24 protein-coding genes are annotated in these 22,005 nt (G+C 55.4%); 16 read left to right on the top strand and 8 right to left on the bottom strand.

Going from position 1 to position 22,005, the window contains the following annotated elements; genetic code table 11:
- From FLS37_RS13405 to FLS37_RS13375, 7 genes are all read left to right on the top strand, one after another.
- The coding region (locus tag FLS37_RS13405; RefSeq protein WP_198314420.1) for a hypothetical protein at positions 1-283 on the top strand (283 nt) is incomplete at its 5' end.
- Positions 284-431: 148 nt separating this feature from the next.
- On the top strand, positions 432-902 hold the full coding sequence (gene rlmH / locus FLS37_RS13400) for a 23S rRNA (pseudouridine(1915)-N(3))-methyltransferase RlmH (protein WP_157670477.1): 471 nt from the start codon (positions 432-434) through the stop codon (positions 900-902).
- 7 nt (positions 903-909) lie between these two features.
- Positions 910-1,143 carry a hypothetical protein gene (locus FLS37_RS13395; protein ID WP_157670476.1) on the top strand — a complete coding sequence of 78 codons (234 nt, stop codon included), beginning with the start codon at positions 910-912 and terminating at the stop codon, positions 1,141-1,143.
- A complete protein-coding gene (locus FLS37_RS13390) occupies positions 1,140-1,730 on the top strand; it encodes a nucleoside triphosphate pyrophosphatase (RefSeq protein ID WP_157670475.1) in 591 nt (196 codons plus the stop codon). The genes FLS37_RS13395 and FLS37_RS13390 overlap by 4 nt, the downstream gene beginning before the upstream one ends.
- Positions 1,731-1,811: 81 nt before the next feature.
- The gene (locus FLS37_RS13385) at positions 1,812-2,024 is read left to right on the top strand and encodes an RNA-binding S4 domain-containing protein (protein WP_157670474.1); all 213 of its coding nucleotides are present in this window, start codon (positions 1,812-1,814) and stop codon (positions 2,022-2,024) included.
- Between the two features lie 242 nt (positions 2,025-2,266).
- Positions 2,267-5,035, top strand: coding sequence for a putative Ig domain-containing protein (locus tag FLS37_RS13380; RefSeq protein WP_157670473.1), 2,769 nt, complete (start codon positions 2,267-2,269; stop codon positions 5,033-5,035).
- A 299-nt stretch (positions 5,036-5,334) separates the two neighbouring features.
- Entirely contained in the window at positions 5,335-6,225 is an 891-nt protein-coding gene (locus tag FLS37_RS13375; RefSeq protein ID WP_157670472.1) for an SPFH domain-containing protein, read from the top strand.
- 78 nt (positions 6,226-6,303) lie between these two features.
- On the opposite strand, the gene FLS37_RS13370 is transcribed toward FLS37_RS13375, so the two are convergent.
- Complete coding sequence (locus FLS37_RS13370) at positions 6,304-7,071, bottom strand: DUF2189 domain-containing protein (protein ID WP_157670471.1); 768 nt, start codon at positions 7,069-7,071, stop codon at positions 6,304-6,306.
- A 239-nt stretch (positions 7,072-7,310) separates the two neighbouring features.
- Between FLS37_RS13370 and coxB the strand changes: the two genes are divergently transcribed.
- The 5 genes from coxB (at position 7,311) to FLS37_RS13345 (ending at position 11,775) form a co-directional block, all read left to right on the top strand.
- Positions 7,311-8,408: a cytochrome c oxidase subunit II gene (gene coxB, locus FLS37_RS13365; RefSeq protein WP_232522602.1), complete on the top strand. Its 1,098-nt coding sequence runs from the start codon at positions 7,311-7,313 to the stop codon at positions 8,406-8,408.
- Positions 8,405-10,048 carry a cytochrome c oxidase subunit I gene (ctaD, locus tag FLS37_RS13360; RefSeq protein ID WP_157670469.1) on the top strand — a complete coding sequence of 548 codons (1,644 nt, stop codon included), beginning with the start codon at positions 8,405-8,407 and terminating at the stop codon, positions 10,046-10,048. The genes coxB and ctaD overlap by 4 nt, the downstream gene beginning before the upstream one ends.
- A gap of 140 nt (positions 10,049-10,188) precedes the next feature.
- On the top strand, positions 10,189-10,710 hold the full coding sequence (locus FLS37_RS13355) for a cytochrome c oxidase assembly protein (protein ID WP_157670468.1): 522 nt from the start codon (positions 10,189-10,191) through the stop codon (positions 10,708-10,710).
- 15 nt (positions 10,711-10,725) lie between these two features.
- Complete coding sequence (locus tag FLS37_RS13350) at positions 10,726-10,893, top strand: DUF2970 domain-containing protein (RefSeq protein WP_157670467.1); 168 nt, start codon at positions 10,726-10,728, stop codon at positions 10,891-10,893.
- A gap of 15 nt (positions 10,894-10,908) precedes the next feature.
- A complete protein-coding gene (locus FLS37_RS13345) occupies positions 10,909-11,775 on the top strand; it encodes a cytochrome c oxidase subunit 3 (protein WP_157670466.1) in 867 nt (288 codons plus the stop codon).
- 113 nt (positions 11,776-11,888) lie between these two features.
- Here FLS37_RS13345 and FLS37_RS13340 read toward each other — a convergent pair whose 3' ends face one another.
- Positions 11,889-12,062 (bottom strand): DUF2909 family protein, encoded by a 174-nt coding sequence (locus FLS37_RS13340; RefSeq protein ID WP_157670465.1) that lies wholly within the window; start codon positions 12,060-12,062, stop codon positions 11,889-11,891.
- Between FLS37_RS13340 and FLS37_RS13335 the strand changes: the two genes are divergently transcribed.
- Genes FLS37_RS13335 through cyoE form a run of 4 tightly spaced genes read left to right on the top strand, consistent with a single transcriptional unit; the run spans position 12,046 to position 15,179 of the window.
- Entirely contained in the window at positions 12,046-12,762 is a 717-nt protein-coding gene (locus FLS37_RS13335; RefSeq protein WP_157670464.1) for an SURF1 family protein, read from the top strand. The genes FLS37_RS13340 and FLS37_RS13335 overlap by 17 nt on opposite strands.
- Positions 12,759-13,208 carry a hypothetical protein gene (locus FLS37_RS13330; protein WP_157670463.1) on the top strand — a complete coding sequence of 150 codons (450 nt, stop codon included), beginning with the start codon at positions 12,759-12,761 and terminating at the stop codon, positions 13,206-13,208. Before FLS37_RS13335 ends, FLS37_RS13330 begins: the two co-directional genes overlap by 4 nt.
- Complete coding sequence (locus tag FLS37_RS13325; RefSeq protein ID WP_157670462.1) at positions 13,209-14,228, top strand: heme A synthase; 1,020 nt, start codon at positions 13,209-13,211, stop codon at positions 14,226-14,228.
- A 51-nt stretch (positions 14,229-14,279) separates the two neighbouring features.
- Positions 14,280-15,179 carry a heme o synthase gene (gene cyoE / locus FLS37_RS13320; RefSeq protein ID WP_157670461.1) on the top strand — a complete coding sequence of 300 codons (900 nt, stop codon included), beginning with the start codon at positions 14,280-14,282 and terminating at the stop codon, positions 15,177-15,179.
- Here cyoE and FLS37_RS13315 read toward each other — a convergent pair.
- The 6 genes from FLS37_RS13315 to FLS37_RS13290 all read right to left on the bottom strand — a co-directional run bounded on the left by FLS37_RS13315 (position 15,176) and on the right by FLS37_RS13290 (position 21,975).
- Complete coding sequence (locus FLS37_RS13315; RefSeq protein ID WP_157670460.1) at positions 15,176-16,042, bottom strand: HDOD domain-containing protein; 867 nt, start codon at positions 16,040-16,042, stop codon at positions 15,176-15,178. The two genes, cyoE and FLS37_RS13315, sit on opposite strands and share 4 nt — an antisense overlap.
- 136 nt (positions 16,043-16,178) lie before the next feature.
- Positions 16,179-17,168: a peptide ABC transporter ATP-binding protein gene (locus FLS37_RS13310; RefSeq protein ID WP_157670459.1), complete on the bottom strand. Its 990-nt coding sequence runs from the start codon at positions 17,166-17,168 to the stop codon at positions 16,179-16,181.
- Entirely contained in the window at positions 17,161-18,144 is a 984-nt protein-coding gene (locus FLS37_RS13305) for an oligopeptide/dipeptide ABC transporter ATP-binding protein (protein WP_157670458.1), read from the bottom strand. The genes FLS37_RS13310 and FLS37_RS13305 overlap by 8 nt, the downstream gene beginning before the upstream one ends.
- Before the next feature lie 10 nt (positions 18,145-18,154).
- Positions 18,155-19,072 (bottom strand): ABC transporter permease subunit, encoded by a 918-nt coding sequence (locus FLS37_RS13300; RefSeq protein ID WP_157670457.1) that lies wholly within the window; start codon positions 19,070-19,072, stop codon positions 18,155-18,157.
- Between the two features lie 2 nt (positions 19,073-19,074).
- Positions 19,075-20,085, bottom strand: a complete 1,011-nt coding sequence (locus tag FLS37_RS13295) for an ABC transporter permease subunit (protein WP_157670456.1) — start codon at positions 20,083-20,085, stop codon at positions 19,075-19,077.
- Between the two features lie 294 nt (positions 20,086-20,379).
- Positions 20,380-21,975 carry an ABC transporter substrate-binding protein gene (locus tag FLS37_RS13290; protein ID WP_198314629.1) on the bottom strand — a complete coding sequence of 532 codons (1,596 nt, stop codon included), beginning with the start codon at positions 21,973-21,975 and terminating at the stop codon, positions 20,380-20,382.
- Positions 21,976-22,005: the final 30 nt, after the last annotated feature.

Genomic DNA, 22,005 nt, shown 5'->3' with positions numbered 1-22,005 from the left:
CCTGGCCCTCTACGCCGCCAGCTTTGAAGCCAGTGGCGGGCGCACCCGCGCCGACTGGGAAACCAAACGCCGCGCCCGCGTCGGCAAGGAAGGCAGCATCACGCTCAAACTGGACAACCCAAGCTGCAAGATGAGCGGCAAGGATCGCGGCGAAGTGACCTTCACGCAGCACTACAGCTCGAAAGACTACAGCGACACCGTACAGAAAACGCTGGAGCTGGTGCAAGAAGGCGGCAAATGGAAAATCAGTCGCGAACGCGTCACCAGCGGGCGTACCGAGTAATTACATCAACAAAGGTATTGCCATGCAGCCCAATGGCCAATTGGGCTGCAGCCGTATACCTATAGTGGCTCACCCAGGTGGTGAGCCGTTTTTATTTCAGTCGGTGCAATCTGTTACCATCGGCACTACTGTATTTAGACATCGTGTTATGAAACTGAATATCATCGCCGTCGGCCACAAAATGCCCGACTGGATTAGTGAAGGCTACAACGAGTTTGCCAAGCGTATGCCGCGCGATTTTGCGCTGACGCTGACCGAGCTCAAGCCCGATAAACGCATCAGCGCACGTACGCCGCAACAGGTGATGGCCGAGGAGGCCGAGCGGATTCTGGCTGCAATTCCCAACGACGCTCGCGTGCTGGCCATGGACGAGCGCGGCGCGAACTGGACGACGATGAAGCTGGCTGAAAACATGAAGCAATGGCAGGTCGATGCTCGTGAAACCGTATTTATCATCGGCGGCACCGATGGGCTGGACCCGAAAATCAAACAACGCGCCGACCAATTGTTGCAACTCTCGGCCATGACGCTGCCGCACGGCATGGTGCGCGTGATGCTGGCCGAGCAATTGTACCGAGCGGTGTCGATCCTGAATAACCACCCTTACCATCGCGAATAAGGAAGCCATGATGGGGTATGCGCTCCCCCTGATTTTATTGGGACTCTTTGCCCTTTTTGCTGAGTTTGGGGAGCGCGGTTTTGCGGCGCTGATACTGTACGCATTGATCGTCGTGATTTATCTGTTGGCTTGCGGCGTATGGCAACTGTGGAAAAGACAGCCACCACCGTTCAATAAGACCGTCATCACCTGCTGGCTGATTACAACTTTCTTTTTGGCTCAATTGGCCTCTTCTTTATGACCCAACTCTATCTGGCTTCCGGCAGCCCACGCCGCAAAGAACTCCTCGCACAAACAGGTGTGATTTTCGAGCGCATCGCCGCGCCAATTGATGAAACGCCACAGCCGAAGGAAAACCCGCGCGATTATGTGATTCGCATGGCGGTTGAAAAAGCCGAATCGGGCTGGCGGCATTTGCTGGACATGGGCTTGGCGCTTAAACCAGTGTTGGCGTCTGATACATCGGTGGTGTTGGGTGATGACATTTTAGGCAAACCACTCGATGCCACCGACGCAACCGCGATGTTGCAAAAGCTATCGGGCACTACGCACGAAGTGCTTACCAGCCTGGCGCTGCGCACCGAAGATGGCGTTGAGACGATGCTCAATATCAGCCGCGTGACGTTTGCAAGTTTGAGTGAGGCGCAAATCGCGGCCTATGTCGCCAGCGGCGAACCAATGGACAAGGCGGGCGCGTATGGCATCCAGGGAGTTGGTGGTCTGTTTGTCGCGCATCTGGATGGCAGCTACACCGGCGTGATGGGCTTGCCGCTGTATGAAACAGCCCAACTGATCGCTAGGCAAGGCTTGGGGTTTATGGCGGCGTAAGGCTGTCAGATACTAGCCATAGTATATACATCCAGCACAATTAATTATTGACCTACATGAACATACCCCTAGGGAGACAGTATGACTCAGCATGTTTTTGAACTCCGCAGCGAATATATCGCCCTGTGCGATTTACTGAAAGCCGTATCAATAGCCCCATCCGGGGGCATTGCCAAAATGATGATCACCGCCGGCGATGTGCAAGTCGACGGCCAGATTGAAACCCGAAAAACCGCCAAAATCCGCGCCGGGATGGTGGTGAGTGCGCTGGGGGAGACGATCAAAGTCGTTTGATATGTGCTTTGGGTTGCTTTGAAAATATATCTTCAGACAGACAAAACGCGGGCTGTACTGCTGTACTGGCCTGATGGCTGACTTTGCGTGGGGTGCCGAAAAAATGGAGTTTAAATAGGGAGAAAATTTTCTAGTAACTTGCCCATGAAAGCCCGGTTTCTTGCCTATGATTGAGACTGCCCGCCGTTGCGTAGCAATGGCACTGTGTCTCTGACCGGCCTGCTTTTCAGTGGAGCACCCCAATGAATACATCATTCCTTGCATTTCCTCTGTCGTACGCTCTGCTATGCGCAGGCTTTTTCCCAGCAGTACTGAAGGCTGCTGACACCGTCGAGCCGGAACCACCTGCCGAACGCAATTTTGAGGCCGAGTTCTCTGCCAACCAGTCCGATCCCTTCGGTTTTGTCGCAACCGGAGAATTAACCGGGCTCTTGGGGGAGCAGTATCCTGTCTATTCCCGTCTGCAGCTGGGTCAGAATTTTCGTGAATTGCTGATGCGGACAGGACTGCCATTATTTGGTCAGCAAGGTTTGATTGTTTTAACCGGTCGTGGCCTATATTCGCGTCAGGAGTATGACTTTGGTTCTTCTTTGACCAAAGCGTGGACTCGCGAATCGACTTTCGGTATTGATATTAGTGGCAAGCTGTTTGGCTTTAAAACGGGAGCCTACGGCAGCTACAGCAAGGCCCCGGCCAAAGACCTGGGGAGTGTGTTGCAAACCGCAGAAACGGATGATGTTTATCGGCAATATCTGCAACCGAGGCGTCTGTCGGGTAATCGGGACTGGTCTGGCGGGCTTATGCTCAGCGGTGTAGTCAATCCGACTTTGCGTACTAGCCTGAGCCTAGGTGTTCAGCGGGTTGAGCGTATTTTAAGTAGTGGCACCCAAGTCAATACCGGTATGACGAGTAGCCTGGCGGTGGATTGGCTGCCTGGTGGCGGTAGCATGCTCAATGTGAATGGCAATATTAGCCGTGATACTTATGGCGCGAACATTCGTTTCTATTACCCTATTGTTCGTCAGGTTTCGGCATTTGTTCAATGTAATGGTAGCCGCTACCGCGCAAGCCGCGATAATCAGCTTGCATGCGGGGTCGGCGTGCAATACCGTTTTGGCGCCTCGCCCGCGATGACTACTTTTGAAACCGACACCCCGGATGCCTTTACCCCGCGCGAATTGATGGATCAAACGCGCCAGATCCCCGTGTATGCGACCCATAGCACAACGCCGGTGCAGGTGGATAACACGGCCAGCCCAACGCTGCTGGCAGAAGTTAGCAAATCCGGCCTGGATGACAATAGCTCATTTGACCGGCAAACCGGTGATATTGTGGTCACGACTAACAGTAATCTGGTTTGTGGCAGCCCGCTGCGATTTAATCGCCGTATGGGGGGCAGTGAGGCCAGTTTGCCACTGAGTCTGATTAGTACCAATCCGTCCAGCGCGCCACAAGTGATCCGTTTCGATACGCGTGGTTTGCGCCCTTATCTGCAGGGAGGTTCTGCTCCTGCTACATTCATCGCCAGTTTTGAGCTGTGTACGGTGACTCTGACCAGCTCTGGAGAGCAGCTGATCATCCGCAGCGTAACTGCTAAACCCAATCTGCCGGATACACCCCCAATATTGCAGTCACCATTGGTGAATATAACCGGGACAGCCAGTTTAAGCATCAGCAATCGCCTGTCCGATCCTGATGGCTTGCGTAATGTTGAATATCTGCTGTATTCAGCCAGAGGTGAGCTGATCGGGCGCAATACCAGCGGCAGCTTTAGTGGATTAAACGCTAATACGGTCTATCAAGCTCAGACCCGCGCCGAAGCGTTGAATAAATCGACCGGGGTCTATAGCCAGATAGCCTCTCCGCTGACTACAGCACAAACACAGGCTGCGATGCCGCCTGTTGTAGGAAATGTGCCGGATCAAAATGGCCTGGTTGGTCGTGCAATATCATTGAATCTGAGCAACTTTGTCACTACAAGTAATGGTGATGCGATTACCGGCTATATGCTAAGTGGAGCACTCCCATCTGGTCTGGTTTTCGATAGTAATAGCGGGGTGCTAAGTGGCACCCCAACTGCTGTTGGCTTTGCCACTCTTAGCCTGAGTGCGATGGATAAGGATGGAGTATCAAATAGTGATAGCTTTGTAATGACAATCGGCCCTGCTCCCGTACCGCCAGTGGTGGCAAATATTCCCGATCAGACCGGACAAGTTGCTTCCTCGTTTTCACTGAATCTCGGCAGTTTTGTGACCGCAACAAATGGTGATGCAATTACAAACTATTTCCTAAGTGGCGTTTTACCATCTGGCTTGGATTTCAATAGCAGTACTGGGATACTGAGCGGCACGCCGATGGCGGCAGGGGCGGTAGCACTTAGTTTTAGTGCTTCGGATAAGGATGGAGTATCAAATAGTGATAGCTTTGTACTGACAATCGGCCCTGCTCCCGTACCGCCAGTGGTGGCAAATATTCCCGATCAGACCGGACAAGTAGGTTCGGCGTTCTCGCTCAATCTCGGCGGTTTTGTGGCCGCTACAAATGGTGATGCAATCACGAGCTATATCCTAAGTGGTGCTGTGCCATCGGGTCTGGTTTTCAATAGCGGAACAGGGATACTGAGTGGCACGCCGATAGCGGCAGGGACGACTACACTCAGTTTTAGTGCCGCTGACAAGGATGGTGCTTCAAATAGTGACAATTTTGTGTTGACAATTATACCCGCACCCGGCACACCTCCAGTTGTTGGTTCTATCTCGGATCAATTTTATAACTTTGGCACCTTCTCGCTCAATTTGTCCAATTTCGTAACGCCAACCGATGGTGATCCGATCTTGAATTACAGCTTGAGCGGCTCTCTGCCCGCTGGCCTGAATTTCAATTCATCGACCGGGGTCATTTCTGGCCTTGTGAGTGATACTTCCGGCCTTGATTTTCCGCTTAGTTTTTCGGCAACAGATAAGAATGGGCAATCGAAAGTTGTCTCTTTTACTCTGATTAACAGTTTCTAAGTGAAGGATAAAGTGCTTGGGTTCGAGGGGCTGTGATGTGTTTCCCGCGAGTATATGCGATGGCTGATTAAACAAATAAGTGCAATAAGGAATAATTGATTTTGCATGGGTTGATACTGCCCGAGTCAGATCGTTTTCGCGATAATCTGATTGAAAAACCTGACGATTACTTCGATTAAACCGAATTTTAATCCGTCTTTGTCTGATTTAATCTTGTAAGTGCTGCTGCGGTCTTGGTCGACAATTTTGACGAAAACCGTGCAGCGCACATAACAATTGAACAGGCAGAGAGGGTGAAAATGTTTTTTCTGAGAGATATCAGGGTGGTGCTTGGGGTTTTGCTGGCGATTGCAATCGGTATTCTGGTGCATTTTTTTGTTGCGTCGGTTGCTGCCAATCACGTCGGCGTCGAATTTAACCGGATTGATGGCCGCGTTGAGCCTGTGCCTTTGTCCAGTGGCTGGCACATCATCGGGGTTGGCACCAGCGTGGTCGAATTTCCTACTTTTACGCAAACCTATACCTCGACGCAGCAGCGCGACGAAAGTGGCGCTGGTGATGAATCAATGAATTTCCAGGTGGCTTCTGGTGTGGTGATTAATGCGGATATCAGTATTTCTTACAGCATTGATTCAAGCAAAGCGCCTGTGCTGTACCAGAAATATAAACGCGGTTATGAAGAAATCACCAGCCAGATTATCCGCAATGCCATTCGCAATGCGCTGAATAATTATGGTACAGCCTACGATGCCGAAGGCCTGTTGGCGGGCGGTAAAATCCGGCTGGCTGAGCAAGTCCGCGCCAAAATTAATCAGGAAATGAATCAATACGGTATCGTGGTCGAGCAATTCGGGTTTGTAAACGAATTGCGCCTGCCGCCCAATATCCAGAACGCGATCAATGCCAAAATTCAGGCTACGCAAGAGGCGCTGCAATCAGAGGCCTTGCTGCGCAAAAACCAAGCCGACGCCGCCAATGCGGTAGCCGTCGCCAAAGGTAAGGCCGAAGCAAAAATCGCCGAAGCTGAGGGTGATGCCAAAGCACTAGAGGTCGTTGGAGAGGCGATCAAAAAATATGGTGCGGAAGCCGCGCAAGTGAAAAACCAAACGCTGTGGATTGAGAAATGGAATGGCCAGTTGCCAACGACTAGCCTAGGCAATAACACCACGGCGATGGTGGGTGTGAAGTAAATTGTATAAAGACAAAAGCCAGACAAGGCACGCTGTGCACTGTCTGGCTTTTGGAGATGGTTTGAACAGGGGTTGCGACTATTCAATCATCTCTTTGTAGGCGTACCACGTTGCGTGTCCCAGTAGCGGGAAGATCACAATCAGGCCGACCAGATAGGTGGCAAAGCCAATTGCGGTTAAGGTAACGATCAGTGCTGCCCAAATCACCATGGTGCTGATGTTCTCTGCTACGGCACGCAGGCTGGCCATCATGGCTGTAACACTATCCACTTCCCGATCTGCCAACATCGGGATCGATACGGCGGTCAGCGCAAAAACAAAGCAGGCCAATAAAAAGCCTGCCGCCCCCCAGACCAGGGTGAAATTGAGATACTCGCCAGTCAGCGCCTCGATGATTGAAGCGCCCGCTGGCACTTGCCCGTTGTATAGCAATGCAAACAAAATGGCCGAGACCCGCTCCCATGCAATGGCCACCATGCCCAGAATCACACCCAGAAACGCAATCTGACTCAGATTGCGGGTCACGTCGTGCAGCGATTGCATAAATGAGGTCGTACGGCCTTCTTCCCGTTCGCTGGTCAGCTCGTAAATGCCAGCCGCAGCCAAGGGCGATAAGAGCAAAAAACCGGTAACCAGTGTGGTAAAGAAGTGGCCGTTTGGATCGGCGATGCCCAGCATCAGCCAGCCCACGGCAGTGATGATGAGTCCATACGCCAAGCTCGGGCCGGGGTGTTGCAACAAATCGGCCATCCCCATTTTCAGCCATGCCAGCGGGCGATCAGCGGTGACTTTGCGGGTTTTGGGCAGCGTGAAGTGTTGATCCAGTTCGCTTAAATGCAGGTCCATGATCATGCTCCCTAGATGGCTTTGAGAAGGCGGTAATGATTCTTGTTAGACCGGATTGCCGCGGGATGTTGGTTCGAGCCGACGGGCGGCCATGTTGCGATGCAATAAAAATTGGCTAAAAATCAATAACTTGCCAGAGCTGGAAACTTTGCTAGCTTATAGAAAAGCGCTGCTGGTTGTCAGCAGGGGCGGAGATTGCAGCGATGAACCTGTCTTGTCGTCATCACCGAAACATCTGCATGGCCATCGCCAGTGTGGCCACTATGCCTGTGATGGCTGCAGGTGAATTCTGGACATTTACGCCACCAGCCAGCCAGATGGCACTCAATATCGAAGGTTTGCACAGCTATCTGATGGTGGTGATTCTGGCGATCTTTGTGCTGGTATTCGGCTTTATGTTTTATGCGATTTTGCGACACCGCAAATCACTGGGGCATGTGGCCAAGCCATTCCACGAAAACGTCACCATCGAGATTCTGTGGACCCTGATCCCCGCCATTATCTTGCTGGCCATGGCTTGGCCAGCCGCCAGTGTGGTGCTGGCGCAGAGAGACACGCGGGGTGCAGCCATGACGATCAAGGCCACTGGTTTTCAGTGGTTCTGGTCTTACGATTATCTTGATTATGGTTTTGGCTTCAAGAGCAAGCTGGCTACGCCACGTGCCCAGATTGATAATCATCACGGAGAAGGGCAGGCCAAGGGTGAGCATTATTTGCTGGAAGTTGATCATGAAGTGGTGGTGCCGGTTGGGCAGAAAATCCGCATTTTGACGACCGCCAATGATGTGATTCATAGCTGGGGCGTCCCCGCTTTTGGCGTAAAGCAGGATGCAATTCCCGGCTTTATCCGTGATACCTGGTTTACCGCCGATAAACTGGGCACTTTCCGGGGGCAGTGTGTCGAGCTGTGTGGCAAGGATCACGCCTTTATGCCGATTGTGGTGAAAGTAGTCAGCCAGACCGACTTCAAGCAGTGGGTGGCCGAGCAACAAGCTCGCGCCAAGGCCATGCAGGATGACCCGAACAAGACCTGGACTCAGCCCGAGTTGCTGGCGCGCGGCAAGCAGGTGTACGAAGCTAATTGTGCCGCGTGCCACAAAGCGGACGGCACTGGCGGCGGGCCTTTCCCCAGCATGGTGGGCTCTAAGCTGGTTACAGGCGATAAGGCCGGGCATGTACAGATGGTGCTCAATGGCAAAAATGCGATGCCAGCCTGGGCCAGCCTGTCCGATGTCGAGATTGCCGCCGTGATTAGCTACGAGCGCAATAGCTGGGGCAATCAAAGTGGCTTTGTATTGCCTGCCGAAGTTCGGGCAGCCCGAGGAGCGAGTCAATGAGCACAGTGATCAAGGCGGCAGATACAGTTGATACTCATGGGGGGCATCACGCTGAACACCATGCTGGATGGGCTCGTTGGCTATATGCCACCAATCATAAAGACATTGGCACGCTCTATCTGTGGTTTGCCTTTGCCATGTTCATTACTGGCGGGGTGATGGCGCTGGGCATCCGTGCCGAGCTGTTCCAGCCTGGATTGCAATTCTGGCAGCCCGAATTCTTCAACCAGCTCACGACTTTGCACGGCATTATCATGGTGTTTGGCGCGATCATGCCTGCATTCACCGGCCTGGCCAACTGGATGTTGCCACTGATGCTGGGTGCTCCGGATATGGCGTTTGCGCGGATGAATAACTGGAGCTTCTGGCTGCTGCCGCCTGCGGCTGCACTGCTGCTGATTTCGCTGTTTGTCCCCGGTGGCGCAGCGGCCGGTGGCTGGACTTTGTATCCGCCGTTGTCGGCGCAAGCCGGGATGGGAATGGATCTGGCTATTTTCAGTATTCACCTGCTGGGTCTGAGCTCGATTATGGGCTCGATCAATATCATTACCACCATTCTGAATATGCGTGCGCCGGGCATGACTCTGTTGAAAATGCCCTTGTTTGCCTGGACATCGCTGGTGACCGCGTATCTGCTGATTGCTGTAGCACCCGTGTTGGCCGGAGCGGTGACCATGCTGCTGACCGACCGGCATTTTGGCACCCATTTCTTTAACGCCGCTGGTGGTGGTGATCCGGTGTTGTTCCAGCATATTTTCTGGTTTTTCGGCCACCCCGAGGTCTACATCATGGCTCTGCCCGCGTTCGGGATTGTTAGCCAGATTATTCCCACCTTTGCCCGCAAACCGCTATTTGGTTATGTCTCGATGGTGTATGCCACCTGCTCGATTGCCATACTGTCGTTTATGGTCTGGGGGCATCATATGTTTTCTGTCGGCATGCCTGCGACGGCGCAGCTGTTTTTCATGTTTCTGACCATGCTGATTGCCGTACCAACCGGGGTCAAAGTATTTAACTGGATCGCCACCATGTGGCAGGGCAGTCTGACTTTTGAAACGCCGATGTTGTTTGCGATCGGTTTTGTTTGCCTGTTTACCGTTGGCGGTTTTTCCGGGCTGGTGTTGTCAATCGCGCCGGTCGATACGCAAATGCACGATACGTATTATGTGGTGGCGCATTTTCACTACGTACTAGTCGCTGGGGCGTTGTTTAGCCTGTTTGCTGCGGTGTATTACTGGCTGCCGAAATGGACTGGTTTCATGTATCACGAAGGCCGTGGCAAGCTGCATTTCTGGTGGTCGATGGTCTGGTTTAACGTCACCTTCTTTCCAATGCACTTTCTGGGGCTGGCCGGTATGCCACGGCGTATTCCGGATTACGCCTTGCAATTTACCGATTTCAATACGGTAGCCAGCGTGGGGGCATTCTGCTTTGGTCTGGGGCAATTACTGTTTTTTTATAATGTGATTCACACCATTCGTGGTGGAGTAGGGCCCGCGCCTGCCTCTCCATGGGAAGGCGGCAATACACTGGAGTGGGAAGTCGCCTCGCCCGCGCCGCATCACACCTGGGAAAGCCCACCAGATATCGAAACGGTCAGGCGCGGCCTGATTGCGCAGGCTGTGGAGGAAAAAGCATGAATTCGAACATCAAGACAGCACTTAAGCTCACTGCGCTGGCGCTGCTGTTTTTCTGCCTGGCTATTATCAGGCAGTTATGGGTATTGAGCTAAAGGCTAGATAAATATTGCTCTGCAGCTCATTACATGGGTGGGTATGTCATGACCTCAAGCACTGTGCAACGCAAAAATCAGGTACTGGCCGTCAAACTTGGCCTGCTGGCCTTGCTGATGTTCGGTTTTGGCTACGCCTTGTCGCCGTTTTATGCCGCGTTCTGCCAATGGTTGGGAATAGATCGCGCCGATGCCAGCCTCACCCGCCCCGGTGCGTCGATCCGAGTCGAATTTGACGTGAATATCGCGCCCGGCCTGCCCGTGGTGATGCAGGCACTCGATGGCGTGGTGACCGCGCAGGCGGGTGGCTTGCTCAAATCCCGTTTTGTGCTGCGCAATGACAGTGACCAAGCGCTCACGGTGCGGGCGGTGCCCAGCTTTGCGCCGGTACGCGCGGCAGGTTTGCTGCAAAAGCTGGAGTGTTTCTGTTTTGACGCTTTGACTTTGCAGGCACGCGAAACGCGTGAAGTGACGGTGGTGCTACTGATTGCCGAGCAGTTACCGCTAGAAATGGGCGCTGCCACCCTGTCATATAGCCTGCAACGCGGTGCTGTCGCCGGGGCGGGCTAAGCCGTGTGGGATAGTATGCGCGCGGTTCTGGCGGCATTTTTTGGGGTGCGCAGCCGCGAGCAGGCTAGGCGGCAACTCAAGCCGGCGCAGTTGATTGTGGCCGGGTTGTTGTGCGCGCTGCTGCTGGCTTTGCTGGTTTATGGCGTAGTGCAGTATCTGGTGAGCAGAGCAGGTCTGGGCTGAACTCGGAGGTGAAGTATGAATGTCGAAAACGGAATTCATGACGCGCATTACTATGTGCCGCCACCGTCGCGCTGGCCGATTGTCGGCTCGGCAGCCTTGTTTCTGCTGGGGCTAGGGGCGGCCTTGTCAATCAATCAGGTTGTGCTGGGCAATTGGGCCTTGCTGGCCGGGTTTGCCATTCTGTTCTGGATGCTAACAGGCTGGTTTGGCGATGTGGTTCGCGAATCCGAAGCCGGACAATATGGGCAGCAGGTTGATTACTCGTTCCGCTGGGGGATGAGCTGGTTCATCTTTTCCGAGGTGATGTTCTTTGCCGCGTTTTTTGGGGCCCTGTTTTATACCCGCGTCATTTCAGTGCCTGAGCTGGGGTTGGCTGGTGATACGCAAAGGCTGCTCTGGCCCGCTTTTCAGGCTGGCTGGCCGCTGGAAACCGGCCCGAAAGCGGCCGATTATGCCGCCATGCACCCTTTGGGCTTGCCAGCGATCAACACGGCGCTGTTGCTGACGTCGGGAGCTACACTCACCTGGGCGCACTGGGGCTTGCTGCAGCAGAAACGCCGGGTATTAAGCCGGGGATTGGCCGCTACCATTGCACTGGGCGTGCTGTTTCTGGGACTACAGGCGTATGAGTATCACCACGCCTGGACCGCACTGAATCTTACACTGGCGTCCGGTGCTTATGGTGCGACTTTTTATCTGCTGACCGGCTTTCATGGCATGCATGTACTGGTGGGGACGCTGATTTTGATCACCATGTGGCTGCGCGTGCAACGTGGGCATTTCACACCCATGCAGCATTTCGGTTTTGAAGCTGCCGCGTGGTATTGGCACTTTGTCGACGTGGTGTGGCTGCTGCTGTTTGTGCTGGTCTACTGCCTGTAGGGCATTCACCGCTCATAAGCCCGATGATGCATGTCAGCCTCGCCTAAGTCTGGTGCCGAACGCACTAAAAACCTCACTATAAATTGATTAAGTACACCTGCGATTGAATGACGCTACTGGATGAAATAGCGGCTAAGCAGTAGCAAGACAAACAGCGCTATCGATAGTCCTGCGCGCCAGGCAAGCATCTGCCACATGGGCTCGGATGCACCGCGAATCAAACGCAGCAAGGCCTGCCCGAGCAAAAGCAAGATGGCAAGGAGGAGCACAATGACCACAATTTTCATACCGGATTCTCCACATCTGCCTGCAGGACAGCACCGGGACGATGGACGTTCCCGTCATTCACGCGGTGCAGTCATTTTGCTCTCGCTGATTGCGCTAACCCTGTGTCTGGGCGTCTGGCAGCTTTGGCGCGCTTACGACAAGCATAGGCTACTCGACGAGATTGCGCGGGTACAGGCCTTGCCCCAATTAAGCTGGGAGCAGGGCGTACCGCCAGTCTGGCGGCATGTTCAGCTGCAGGGGCGCTGGCTTGGCCAGCACGAAATCTGGCTTGATCATCGCACTCAGGCGGGCCGCGTCGGCTATCACATCATCACGCCGTTTCTACTGAAAGATGGCACGATTCTGATGGTTAATCGTGGCTGGTGGCCAGCGAATGAACCGGCGCAGCCGCCTGCGGCCAAAGGCATGCCACAAGTGGTGGTGCAGCCCTGGCCGCGTTATATCGAGCTGGGTGCAGCGCCTGTGCAAGGGCGGGTTTTTCAGAATCTGGACCCGGGGCGCTTTGCCGCCTGGGCCTATCTGCCTTTTCCTGCGGCCTATGTGCTTGCCCGCGAATCGGCACCAGGCTTGAGCCCGCTGGCGGCCGAGCGCCCCTTTGGCGTTGAGCGGCATCTGGCCTATGCGGTCAGCTGGTTTTTGCTGGCCGGGATCGGGAGCCGACTGTTCCGGCGTTATCAACAGGGAGGTATGGGGGTATGACGCTGAAATATAGAAACAGGATGATTTTGCTGGCAATACTGGGTATGTGTATTTTGCCTATTCTGCTGGCTCAACTGGCGTGGCAATGGGCCAGGCCGCAAGGCGGGAGCAGTTTTGGTCAATTACTGGCTCAGCCCTTGCTTGAACCGGCGATGCCGCCGGTGTGGCAACTGCTGGCGTACTCCCAGGACGGATGTGGAACCCAAAGCCATGAGTTGGCGCAGTGGGCTGGCCAGCTACAAAAGGCGCAAGGACGGGTGCAAGAGCGGATTAGAGTGGCCGCCTGCCCGTCTTTGCCGCCATCGATGCAAAGCGGTATTTATCTGATAGATCCCCACGGCAACGCGGTCTTACGCTATACGCCGATGCAGCTGGCCGAGGCGGACGGACGGCAGGCTGCGCTGCGCGAAATCGGTCGGGTGCTGAAAAACAATCCGGGGCTTTAAATGAATCAATTCAGCCGTTCCCTTTTGTTACTGTGTATCGCCTGGACTGCCGTGCTGATGACACTGGGGGCCTATGTCCGGCTGGAAGATGCCGGGCTGGGTTGCCCCGACTGGCCGGGCTGTTATGGGCATCTGACTGTGCCGGATGAACATCACGAGCTGCTGCATGCCGAAAACCGCTTTGGCATGCCGGTTGATATTGCCAAGGGCTGGAAAGAAATGATTCACCGCTATGTCGCCGGTGGGCTGGGCTTGTTGGTGCTGGCCTTGAGCTTGCGGCTGGCGCGTGAACGCAGGCAGCATGGCCAATCCGTTTGGCCAGCTTTGCTGCCGCTGGTGCTGGTGCTGGTGCAGGGGGCTTTTGGCATGTGGACGGTAACGCTGAAGCTGATGCCCGTGGTGGTGACTGCCCACCTGATCGGCGGCATGCTGATTCTGATGTACTTATTGTGTCTGGCGGCCCGGGCCATGCCCGGCTGGTCGTGGCCGGCAACGCTGCGCCCTTTGTGGTTGCTGGCCATTGTGCTGGTTGTTCTACAGATTGTGTTGGGGGGCTGGGTCTCGACCAACTATGCCGCGCTGGCTTGTGACGGATTTCCGCAGTGTCAGGGGCGCTGGATTGTGAGCGAAGGCTTGCTGGAAGCCTTGCGGCCAGACCGTGCGCTGGGTGTCAGCGCCGACGGTCTGCCCCTGATGACGCATCATCTGGCCGCCATCCACTGGTTGCACCGGCTGGGGGCATTATTGGTTTCGGTCACGCTGTTGCTGCTGAGCTACCGTCTATGGCCATTGAGTGCGCGCTATGCCCTGCTGATTCTGTTTGCCTTGCTGCTGCAAGTGGGCTTGGGTATCGCCAATGTCCTGCTGGGATTGCCGCTCTGGCTGGCTTTGGCTCATCACAGTGGTGCGGCTTTGTTATTGGCGATACTGCTGTTTGGCTTTGCCCGGTATCGGCCGCAGTTTCGCGCGGCGGTCGTGCCAGCGCTGAGCCGCTTGGCCAGTGAATCCGGCATAGCCTGAGTTTAAATTTTTGGTTTGCATCGCATCTGCATCTGCAGCAAGGGGGCGAAAATGGCTGTTTCAGAGCTGGATACACCGCAGTTGGGGCTGGCCTTGTTCCGGCTGGGCAAGCCGCGTGTTGTTGCACTAATCGTTTTCTGCGCCTGGATCGGCATGTTACTCGCCAGCACCAGCCAGTTTCGCCCCGGGGTGATGCTGGCGGCCATTCTTGGCATCGCTCTGATTGCCAGCGGTGCAGCTTGCGCCAATTGCCTATTTGAAATTGAACGGGATGCGCTGATGCTGCGCACCCATTTACGGCCTTTGCCGCGAGGTGCAATTAGCTGGCAGTGGGCAGCGGCGTATGCTTTGTTGCTCACGGCTAGCGGGGCATTTCTGCTGGGGCAATTTGTAAATACCCTTACCCTGTATTTAACGCTAGCTACCTTTATTGCTTATGCCGTGGTCTATACCCGCTGGTTAAAACCAGCCAGCCCGCAGAATATCGTGATCGGCGGTGCTGCCGGTGCCATGCCGCCCATTCTGGGCTGGGCGGCGATGACCGGGGAAGTATCAGCCATTGCGGCGTCGCTGTTTCTGATGATCTACGCCTGGACGCCACCGCATTTCTGGGCACTGGCGCTGTACCGGATGGAGGATTATCGCAAGGCGGGCTTGCCCATGCTGCCCGTGACGCATGGCCGGGCTTTTACCCGGCTGGCCATCTGGCTATATAGCTGGATTATGGCCGCCACGACATTATTGCCCGTGGCCATCGGGTTTTCAGGCGGGGTTTATCTGTTGGCGAGTCTGGGTCTGAATGGCTGGTTTTTGCTGGGGGCGTGGCGGGTGTATCGCAGCGACGCTGACGAGGATGCCCGTCGCTTGTTCCGCTGTTCAATCGCGTATCTGGCGTATCTGTTTCTGGCCTTGCTGATTGATCATTACGTTTTTGCCCTGCTAAGGCTTTAAAACATGCTGATCATCTCCTGGCAGGCTTCATCCATTTCACTGCACAAATCGGTGTATTTGGCGTGGCTTAGTTCCTTGGGCTCGTGCAAATCGGGCAGGTCCAGTTTTTGCATCTCGGCAAAGCCACCAGCAAACAGATTGGCGACGTAGATCACTTCACTCAGATTGCGCGGGGTATCAATAAAGGGGCGTGGCTGGTCGATTTCATTTACTGCGGCAACCACTTCTTCAGGTAAGCCCAGCGAGTCGAGCAAGATGGTGCCAACACTTTCATGCCATTGTGCAACTAGGTATTCGACGGTTTTTGGGCGCTCGGATAATTCGGGATAGCGTCCGGCGCGGTCGAGCATGAAAAATGCGCCCAGATCGTGCACCAGCCCGGCCAGCATGGCAATTTCGGGGTTAACACGGGTCAGACGCCGGGCGATCACACGGGCGATCATCGCCGTTTTCAGGCTGTGGATCCAGAACCAGTTGGCTGTATCGTCAAAGGCACTTAATTCACGCGATCTGACCAGTTGCTGCATCGCGCAAGCTAGCGCGGTCGAACGCGCGGTTTCCATGCCAAGGCGGGCGAGTGCCGACCCCAGATCCAAGACCATATTACCCATCGGGTTATACACCACCGAATTGGCCAGCTTGAGCAATTTGGCCGTAATCAGCGGGTCTTTCTGGATCTCGTGCACAATCCGTTGAACGGACGCGGTTTTACTCTTCATTACCGTGCTGATTTGGACCGAGGCGTCAAAACAGGTCGGGAAAATCACTTCATTCTCAAGCTCCTTGGCAATGTCGATCAACATGCTCAAGCGCTCATCATGCAGCTGTTCCGGTGTTTTATTGGCATATTGCAGAATGGACATGATTTTCAATTCTGAAAAGTCGATACACCAGCATAGTTAATGTCTGCGCCCAGTACAAAATTTGTTGCGATGCAAAAATGGCCAGATGGGCGGGCAGGGACGGGGAACGCGATGGCGTCACCCGTCCCGCGCTGGATCAGCGCGCAATGTTCTCGATGTGATGGCAGGCAATCATGCGATTGGCTAGTGGGCGTAATGGCGGCACTTCGGCCCGGCAACGCGAGTCGGCGTAGGGGCAGCGGGTGCTAAAGGCGCAGCCAGTGGGCGGATTCAGTGGCGATGGCAGCTCGCCAGTGAGCTTCATTTTGGCGCGGCGGTCTTCCTGCCGGATCGCCGGGGTTGCCGACATCAGCGCGCGCGTATACGGATGCAAGGGCTGCTCGAAAATGGTTTTCTTGTCGCCGTATTCAACGGTACTACCGAAATACATCACCATCACATCGTCAGCAATATGCTCGACCACCGCCAGATTGTGGCTGACAAACACATACGCCGTGCCCAGCTCGTCCTGCAGATCCATAAACAGATTCAGAATCTGCGCCTGAATTGACACATCGAGCGCCGAGGTTGGTTCGTCGGCGACGAGCACTGCGGGTTTGAGCATCATGGCGCGGGCAATCGCAATCCGCTGGCGCTGGCCGCCGGAAAACATATGCGGGTAGCGGTGGTAGTGCTCGGGGCGCAGCCCGACGATGTTGAGCATCTCGCGCACACGCTGCTCGCGCTCGCTGGCGTTGAGCCGGGTGTTGAGCAGCAAAGGTTCGGCCAGCATGCTGCCGATCTGTTTACGCGGATTCAGGCTGGCGAATGGATTTTGAAAAACCATCTGCACCTTGGGGCGCAAGGCTTTGAGCGCGGCGGCATCGGCGTTGGCAATGTCCACACCGTCAATCACCAGATGGCCCGAGCTGGGCTCTTCGATCAAGGTGAGCTGGCGGGCCAGCGTTGATTTTCCACAACCCGATTCGCCGACGACGGCTAGCGTCTTGCCTGCGGCCAGCTGGAACGACACATCGTTCAGCGCCTTGACCGTGGCATGGCCTTGCAGAAATCCACGGCTAACGCTGTAGTGCCGCGACAGCCCCTTGGCTTCCAGAATGGTATTAGGTGTACTTTGATTATTCATGGGTGGGTATCCCGCTGGAGTCCAATGGAGTCAAGCAGCGCACGCTAGTACCCATCAGGGGTAATAAGGCAGGCTTGGTGCTGCGACAGGTATCGGTCACGTAAGGGCAACGCGGGCTGAGCAAACAGCCTTGTGGCCTATCGTATTGGCCGGGGACCACACCGGCCAGCGTTGATAGGCGGCGCGCGCCCTTGCTGTGCTCGGGAATCGAGGCGAGTAGCGCCTGGGTATACGGGTGGCGCGGCGTAGCAAACAGTGCATCGGTGGCGCTGCTTTCAACGACTTCACCGGCGTACATCACCACCATGCGTTGCGCCACTTCGGCGACGACGGCCAGATCGTGGGTAATCAGAATCAGCGCCATCTCATTCTGCTTCTGCAGATTAACCAGTAGCTCCATGATTTGCGCCTGTACCGTGACGTCGAGCGCGGTGGTTGGCTCGTCCGCGATCAGCAGTTTGGGCTCGCAGGCAATCGCCATCGCGATCATCACGCGCTGGCTCATCCCGCCCGAGAGTTGGTGCGGATAGGCTTCCAGCCGTGATTTGGCGTCAGGGATTTCAACCTGTTCGAGCAATTCCAGCGCCCGGCGCCGTAATGCCGCGCCGCGTAGCGGGGTATGCAGCTTGAGCGTTTCCATCAGCTGAAAGCCCACGGTATACGCCGGGTTCAGGCTGGTGAGCGCATCCTGAAAAATCATCGCAATGTCTTTGCCGATGATTTTGCGTTTTTGCGCCGCTTTCATGCCGAGCAAATCCTGGCCGTTAAACTGCAGCGCATCGGCAGTGACGCGACCGGGCGCGTCGACCAGCCCCATCATCGCCAGCATCGTCACCGATTTGCCTGAACCCGATTCGCCGACGATGCCGACGATTTCGCCACGGTTTACCGTCAGATCAAGGCCGGAAACGGCGTGAAACGGCTGCGCTGTGCTGCCAAAGCTCACATTGAGATTGCGAATATCTAATAAACTCATGCTCTGCCCCTTATGCCAGTTTCTTCAGTTTCGGGTCCAGCGCATCGCGCAAACCATCGCCCAAGAGATTGAGCGCAACGACCGTCAGCAAGATGGTGACGCCGGGCATGGTGACTACCCACCATGCGCTATCGATGTAATCACGCGCCGACGCGAGCATGGTGCCCCACTCGGGTAGTGGCGGCTGTGCACCCAGCCCCAAGAAACCCAGCGCCGCAGCGTCAAGAATCGCCGATGAGAAACCCAGCGTGCCTTGCACGATCAGCGGTGCCATGCAATTGGGCAGCACGGTGTTAAACATCAGACGCAATTTGCCCGCACCGGCTAGCCGGCTGGCGACGACATAATCTTTATTCAGCTCGGTCATTGCCGAAGCGCGAGCCAGGCGAACGTAAGATGGCAAAGACACAATCGCAATGGCCAGCATGGTGTTCAGCAGACCCGGTCCCAGCACGGCCACGACGGCGACCGCGAGCAGCAAGGAGGGCAGCGCCAGCATAATGTCCATCAAACGCATAATGCCGTTGCCGAGCATCTTCGGATAAAACGCCGCCAGCAGACCCAGCACAATGCCGGGCAGCATGGATAGCGCAACCGAGACCACGCCGATCATCAGGCTCAGGCGCGCGCCGTGCATCAGCCGCGACAAAATATCGCGCCCCAGCTCGTCGGTGCCCATGATATGCAGCCAGCTGCCACCGTTCACCCAGACTGGCGGTGTGAGCAAGGCATCGCGGTATTGTTCGATCGGCGAATGCGGTGCCAGCCACGGCGCAAACAGCGCGGCAATGACCAGCAGGCCGAAGAAAATCAGCGCAATCAGCGCGCCAAGATTGGCGCTAAATGACTGCCAGAATTCTTTTAAAGGTGAAGGGTAGCTTAGTGCGCCACCGCTATCGTTCAGTGTTGTTTGGATAGGTGTGCTCATACTTACCTCGCGTGGCGGATGCGTGGGTTAATCACTCCGTAGAGGATGTCCACCAGCAGGTTGACGGAAATCACCAGGGTGGCGATCAGTAGAATACCGCCCTGTACGACGGGATAATCACGGCGGGAAATCGAATCAATCAGCCATTTGCCAATGCCGGGCCAGGAGAAAATGGTTTCGGTGAGCACCGCGCCGGCGAGCAGCGTGCCCACTTGTAGGCCGATGACGGTGACGACGGGCATTAGCGCATTGCGCAAGGCGTGCACGATCACGATGCGCGTACGCCCCAGGCCTTTGGCGCGGGCAGTACGGATATAGTCTTCACGCAGCACTTCCAGCATGGCCGAGCGCGTCATCCGGGCAATCACGGCCATCGGTATCGTTCCCAATACCACGGCGGGCAGCACCAGATGATGCAGCGCCGATTTGAAAGCACCTTCTTCACCGGAAATCAGCGTGTCGATCAGCATAAAGCCGGTGACCGGATTGATGTCGTATTCCAGCGCGATCCGGCCCGACACCGGTGTCCAGCCCAGATGTACCGAGAACAGCATGATCAGGATCAGCCCCCACCAGAAAATCGGCATCGAGTAGCCGGTGAGCGCACCGCCCATCGTCACGTGATCAATCACTGTGCCGCGGCGCGTTGCTGCCAGCATGCCTGCGGGCAGGCCGATGGCACAGGCAAACATCATCGCGCATAGCGACAATTCAACCGTGGCCGGGAATAATTTTAGAAATTCGCTCAGCACCGGCTCTTGCGTCACAATTGACTGGCCGAAATTGCCCTGCAGCACATTGAGCACATAGTGCCCGTATTGCACATACAGCGGCTGATCCAGCCCGAGGCGCTGCATGGCGGCGCGATAAAACTCGGGGTCGATCTGGCGCTCGCCCATCATCACCAGAATCGGATCACCCGGAATCATGTGGATCAGCGCAAAAGCGAGCAGGGTCACGCCGATAAAGGTCGGAATGACGACCGCGATGCGGCGTAAAATGAAACTAAACATGCTGACTCTCCCAGCAAAATGCGCGGCATTTCGCAGCGGGTTGGCAAGCAGTGGCGTCTCTGCGCGGCTGGCGTGGGCGCACCTGATGCGCGGGGCGTCAGTGCGGGCTCTGGTGTGCAGAAAGCAGCCTAGCTACTTGTTTGGAAAAATCGCAGCCCGGTGGTGGGCTTGCAGGGTATATCAATATAGCCCTGATCTGATAACGCTTACAGCTTGATACTCACAGGTGTATACGGAGCGCCACGCGGCACTCCGCCGCACCGGGGTTGCAAGTAGACCCCGGCGCGAATGGCCTTATTTCAGGCTCACACCGTAGAAGGAGTTCAGACCAAACGGGCTGATCTTGAAGCCTTGCACTTCCTTGCGCATAGGCTGATACACTGTCGAGTGCGCCAGTGTGGTCCATGGCAGCTCGCGTTTGAAAATCAGCTGGGCTTTTTCATACAGCTTCACGCGTTCGGCCTGATTGGTGGTGGCGCGGCCGGTGGTGATCAGATCATCAAATTCCTTATTGCACCAGCGCGCGTAGTTGTTGCCGCCGACCGCTTCGCAGCCCAGATTCACGCCCAGCCAGTTATCAGGATCGCCATTGTCGCCGGTCCAGCCGATCAGCAGCGTATCGGCTTCGCCCGCTTTGGCGCGCTTGATGTACTCGCCCCATTCGTAAGTGACAATCTTGGCCTTGATGCCGATTTTCGACCAGTCGTTCTGGATCATTTCGGCCATCAGCTTGGCGTTCGGGTTGTACGGGCGTTGCACCGGCATCGCCCACAGAGTTACTTCGGTACCCTCACTCACACCGGCTTTTTTCAGCAGCGCTTTGGCCTTGGCCAGATCGAGTGGCGCATCTTTCAGGTTTTTATTGTAAGACCACTGGGTGGGTGGCATCGGGTTGGTCGCAACCTGCCCAGCACCTTGGAAAACGGCGTCGATGATTGATTTTTTATTGATCGCCATATCGAGCGCCTGGCGAACTTCCAGCTTGTCGAATGGCTTGCGCGTCACGTTATAGCTTAGCCAGCCCGTATTAAAGCCTGCCTGGCTCGGTACAACGAGTTTGGGATTGGTTTGCATGGCTTTCAGATCGGCCGGTTTCGGGTAGGCCATTACATGGCATTCGCCTTTTTGCAGCTTCTGATAGCGCACTGAGGCGTCGGTGGTGATGGCGAAAATCAGCTTGTCGAGCTTCACATCACCCTTGCGCCAGTATTCCTTGTTCGCGTCGTAGCGGATATTGGCGTCTTTCTGGTAAGACTTGAAAACAAAGGGGCCAGTGCCGATAGGCTGGGTGTTGATCTGCTGCGCTTTGCCCGCTTTGAGCAGGCTCTCGGCGTATTCGGCCGAATGGATCGAGGCAAATGACATCGCCAGATTTTGCAGGAAAGCGGCGTCAACTGTTTTCAGTTTCAGGCGCACGGTGTACGGGTCTACTTTTTCAATCCCGATTAGATTGGTGTCCAGCGCCATATCGGACGCGTAGGGGAAATCGGTCGGTGCGGCTTTATTAAATGCGAAATTCTTGTCGGTAAAGCGCTTAAACGAGAACACGACGTCATCGGCGTTAAAGTCGCGTGTTGGCTTGAAATACGGCGTGGTGTGAAATTTCACGCCTTTGCGCAGTGTGAAGGTGTAGCTCAGATTATCGGCGCTGACGGTCCATTTTTCGGCCAGACCGGGACGAATCTGTGTCGAGCCGGGAGAAAACTCGACCAGACGGTTGAAAATGGTTTCGGCTGAGGCATCAAAATCGGTGCCGGTGACATGGCGCGCCGGATCAAAACCGGACGGGCTGCCTTCCGAGCAATAAATCAAAGTACCGGCTGCACTGGCGGTGCCGCTGATCAGTGCAATGGCACTGGCGATGACGACGCGACGCATTTTCTGGGTCATAGTATTTCTCCACAGGAGTGACTGACACTC

This window comes from Chitinibacter sp. GC72 (genome assembly GCF_009760905.1).
Classification (GTDB): Bacteria; Pseudomonadota; Gammaproteobacteria; order Burkholderiales; family Chitinibacteraceae; genus Chitinibacter.
The sequence above is the reverse complement of the archived record's forward strand: the minus strand, read 5'-3'. Positions and strand labels throughout refer to the sequence as shown.

Bases quoted from the DNA above. Each gene is read 5' to 3' on its own strand.
- rlmH (WP_157670477.1), top strand. From the start codon at position 432: ATGAAACTGAATATCATCGCCGTCGGCCACAAAATGCCCGACTGGATT.
- FLS37_RS13395 (WP_157670476.1), top strand. From the start codon at position 910: ATGATGGGGTATGCGCTCCCCCTGATTTTATTGGGACTCTTTGCCCTT.
- FLS37_RS13390 (WP_157670475.1), top strand. From the start codon at position 1,140: ATGACCCAACTCTATCTGGCTTCCGGCAGCCCACGCCGCAAAGAACTC.
- FLS37_RS13385 (WP_157670474.1), top strand. From the start codon at position 1,812: ATGACTCAGCATGTTTTTGAACTCCGCAGCGAATATATCGCCCTGTGC.
- FLS37_RS13380 (WP_157670473.1), top strand. From the start codon at position 2,267: ATGAATACATCATTCCTTGCATTTCCTCTGTCGTACGCTCTGCTATGC.
- FLS37_RS13375 (WP_157670472.1), top strand. From the start codon at position 5,335: ATGTTTTTTCTGAGAGATATCAGGGTGGTGCTTGGGGTTTTGCTGGCG.
- FLS37_RS13370 (WP_157670471.1), bottom strand. From the start codon at position 7,071: ATGGACCTGCATTTAAGCGAACTGGATCAACACTTCACGCTGCCCAAA.
- coxB (WP_232522602.1), top strand. From the start codon at position 7,311: ATGGCCATCGCCAGTGTGGCCACTATGCCTGTGATGGCTGCAGGTGAA.
- ctaD (WP_157670469.1), top strand. From the start codon at position 8,405: ATGAGCACAGTGATCAAGGCGGCAGATACAGTTGATACTCATGGGGGG.
- FLS37_RS13355 (WP_157670468.1), top strand. From the start codon at position 10,189: ATGACCTCAAGCACTGTGCAACGCAAAAATCAGGTACTGGCCGTCAAA.
- FLS37_RS13350 (WP_157670467.1), top strand. From the start codon at position 10,726: ATGCGCGCGGTTCTGGCGGCATTTTTTGGGGTGCGCAGCCGCGAGCAG.
- FLS37_RS13345 (WP_157670466.1), top strand. From the start codon at position 10,909: ATGAATGTCGAAAACGGAATTCATGACGCGCATTACTATGTGCCGCCA.
- FLS37_RS13335 (WP_157670464.1), top strand. From the start codon at position 12,046: ATGACCACAATTTTCATACCGGATTCTCCACATCTGCCTGCAGGACAG.
- FLS37_RS13340 (WP_157670465.1), bottom strand. From the start codon at position 12,062: ATGAAAATTGTGGTCATTGTGCTCCTCCTTGCCATCTTGCTTTTGCTC.
- FLS37_RS13330 (WP_157670463.1), top strand. From the start codon at position 12,759: ATGACGCTGAAATATAGAAACAGGATGATTTTGCTGGCAATACTGGGT.
- FLS37_RS13325 (WP_157670462.1), top strand. From the start codon at position 13,209: ATGAATCAATTCAGCCGTTCCCTTTTGTTACTGTGTATCGCCTGGACT.
- cyoE (WP_157670461.1), top strand. From the start codon at position 14,280: ATGGCTGTTTCAGAGCTGGATACACCGCAGTTGGGGCTGGCCTTGTTC.
- FLS37_RS13315 (WP_157670460.1), bottom strand. From the start codon at position 16,042: ATGTCCATTCTGCAATATGCCAATAAAACACCGGAACAGCTGCATGAT.
- FLS37_RS13310 (WP_157670459.1), bottom strand. From the start codon at position 17,168: ATGAATAATCAAAGTACACCTAATACCATTCTGGAAGCCAAGGGGCTG.
- FLS37_RS13305 (WP_157670458.1), bottom strand. From the start codon at position 18,144: ATGAGTTTATTAGATATTCGCAATCTCAATGTGAGCTTTGGCAGCACA.
- FLS37_RS13300 (WP_157670457.1), bottom strand. From the start codon at position 19,072: ATGAGCACACCTATCCAAACAACACTGAACGATAGCGGTGGCGCACTA.
- FLS37_RS13295 (WP_157670456.1), bottom strand. From the start codon at position 20,085: ATGTTTAGTTTCATTTTACGCCGCATCGCGGTCGTCATTCCGACCTTT.
- FLS37_RS13290 (WP_198314629.1), bottom strand. From the start codon at position 21,975: ATGACCCAGAAAATGCGTCGCGTCGTCATCGCCAGTGCCATTGCACTG.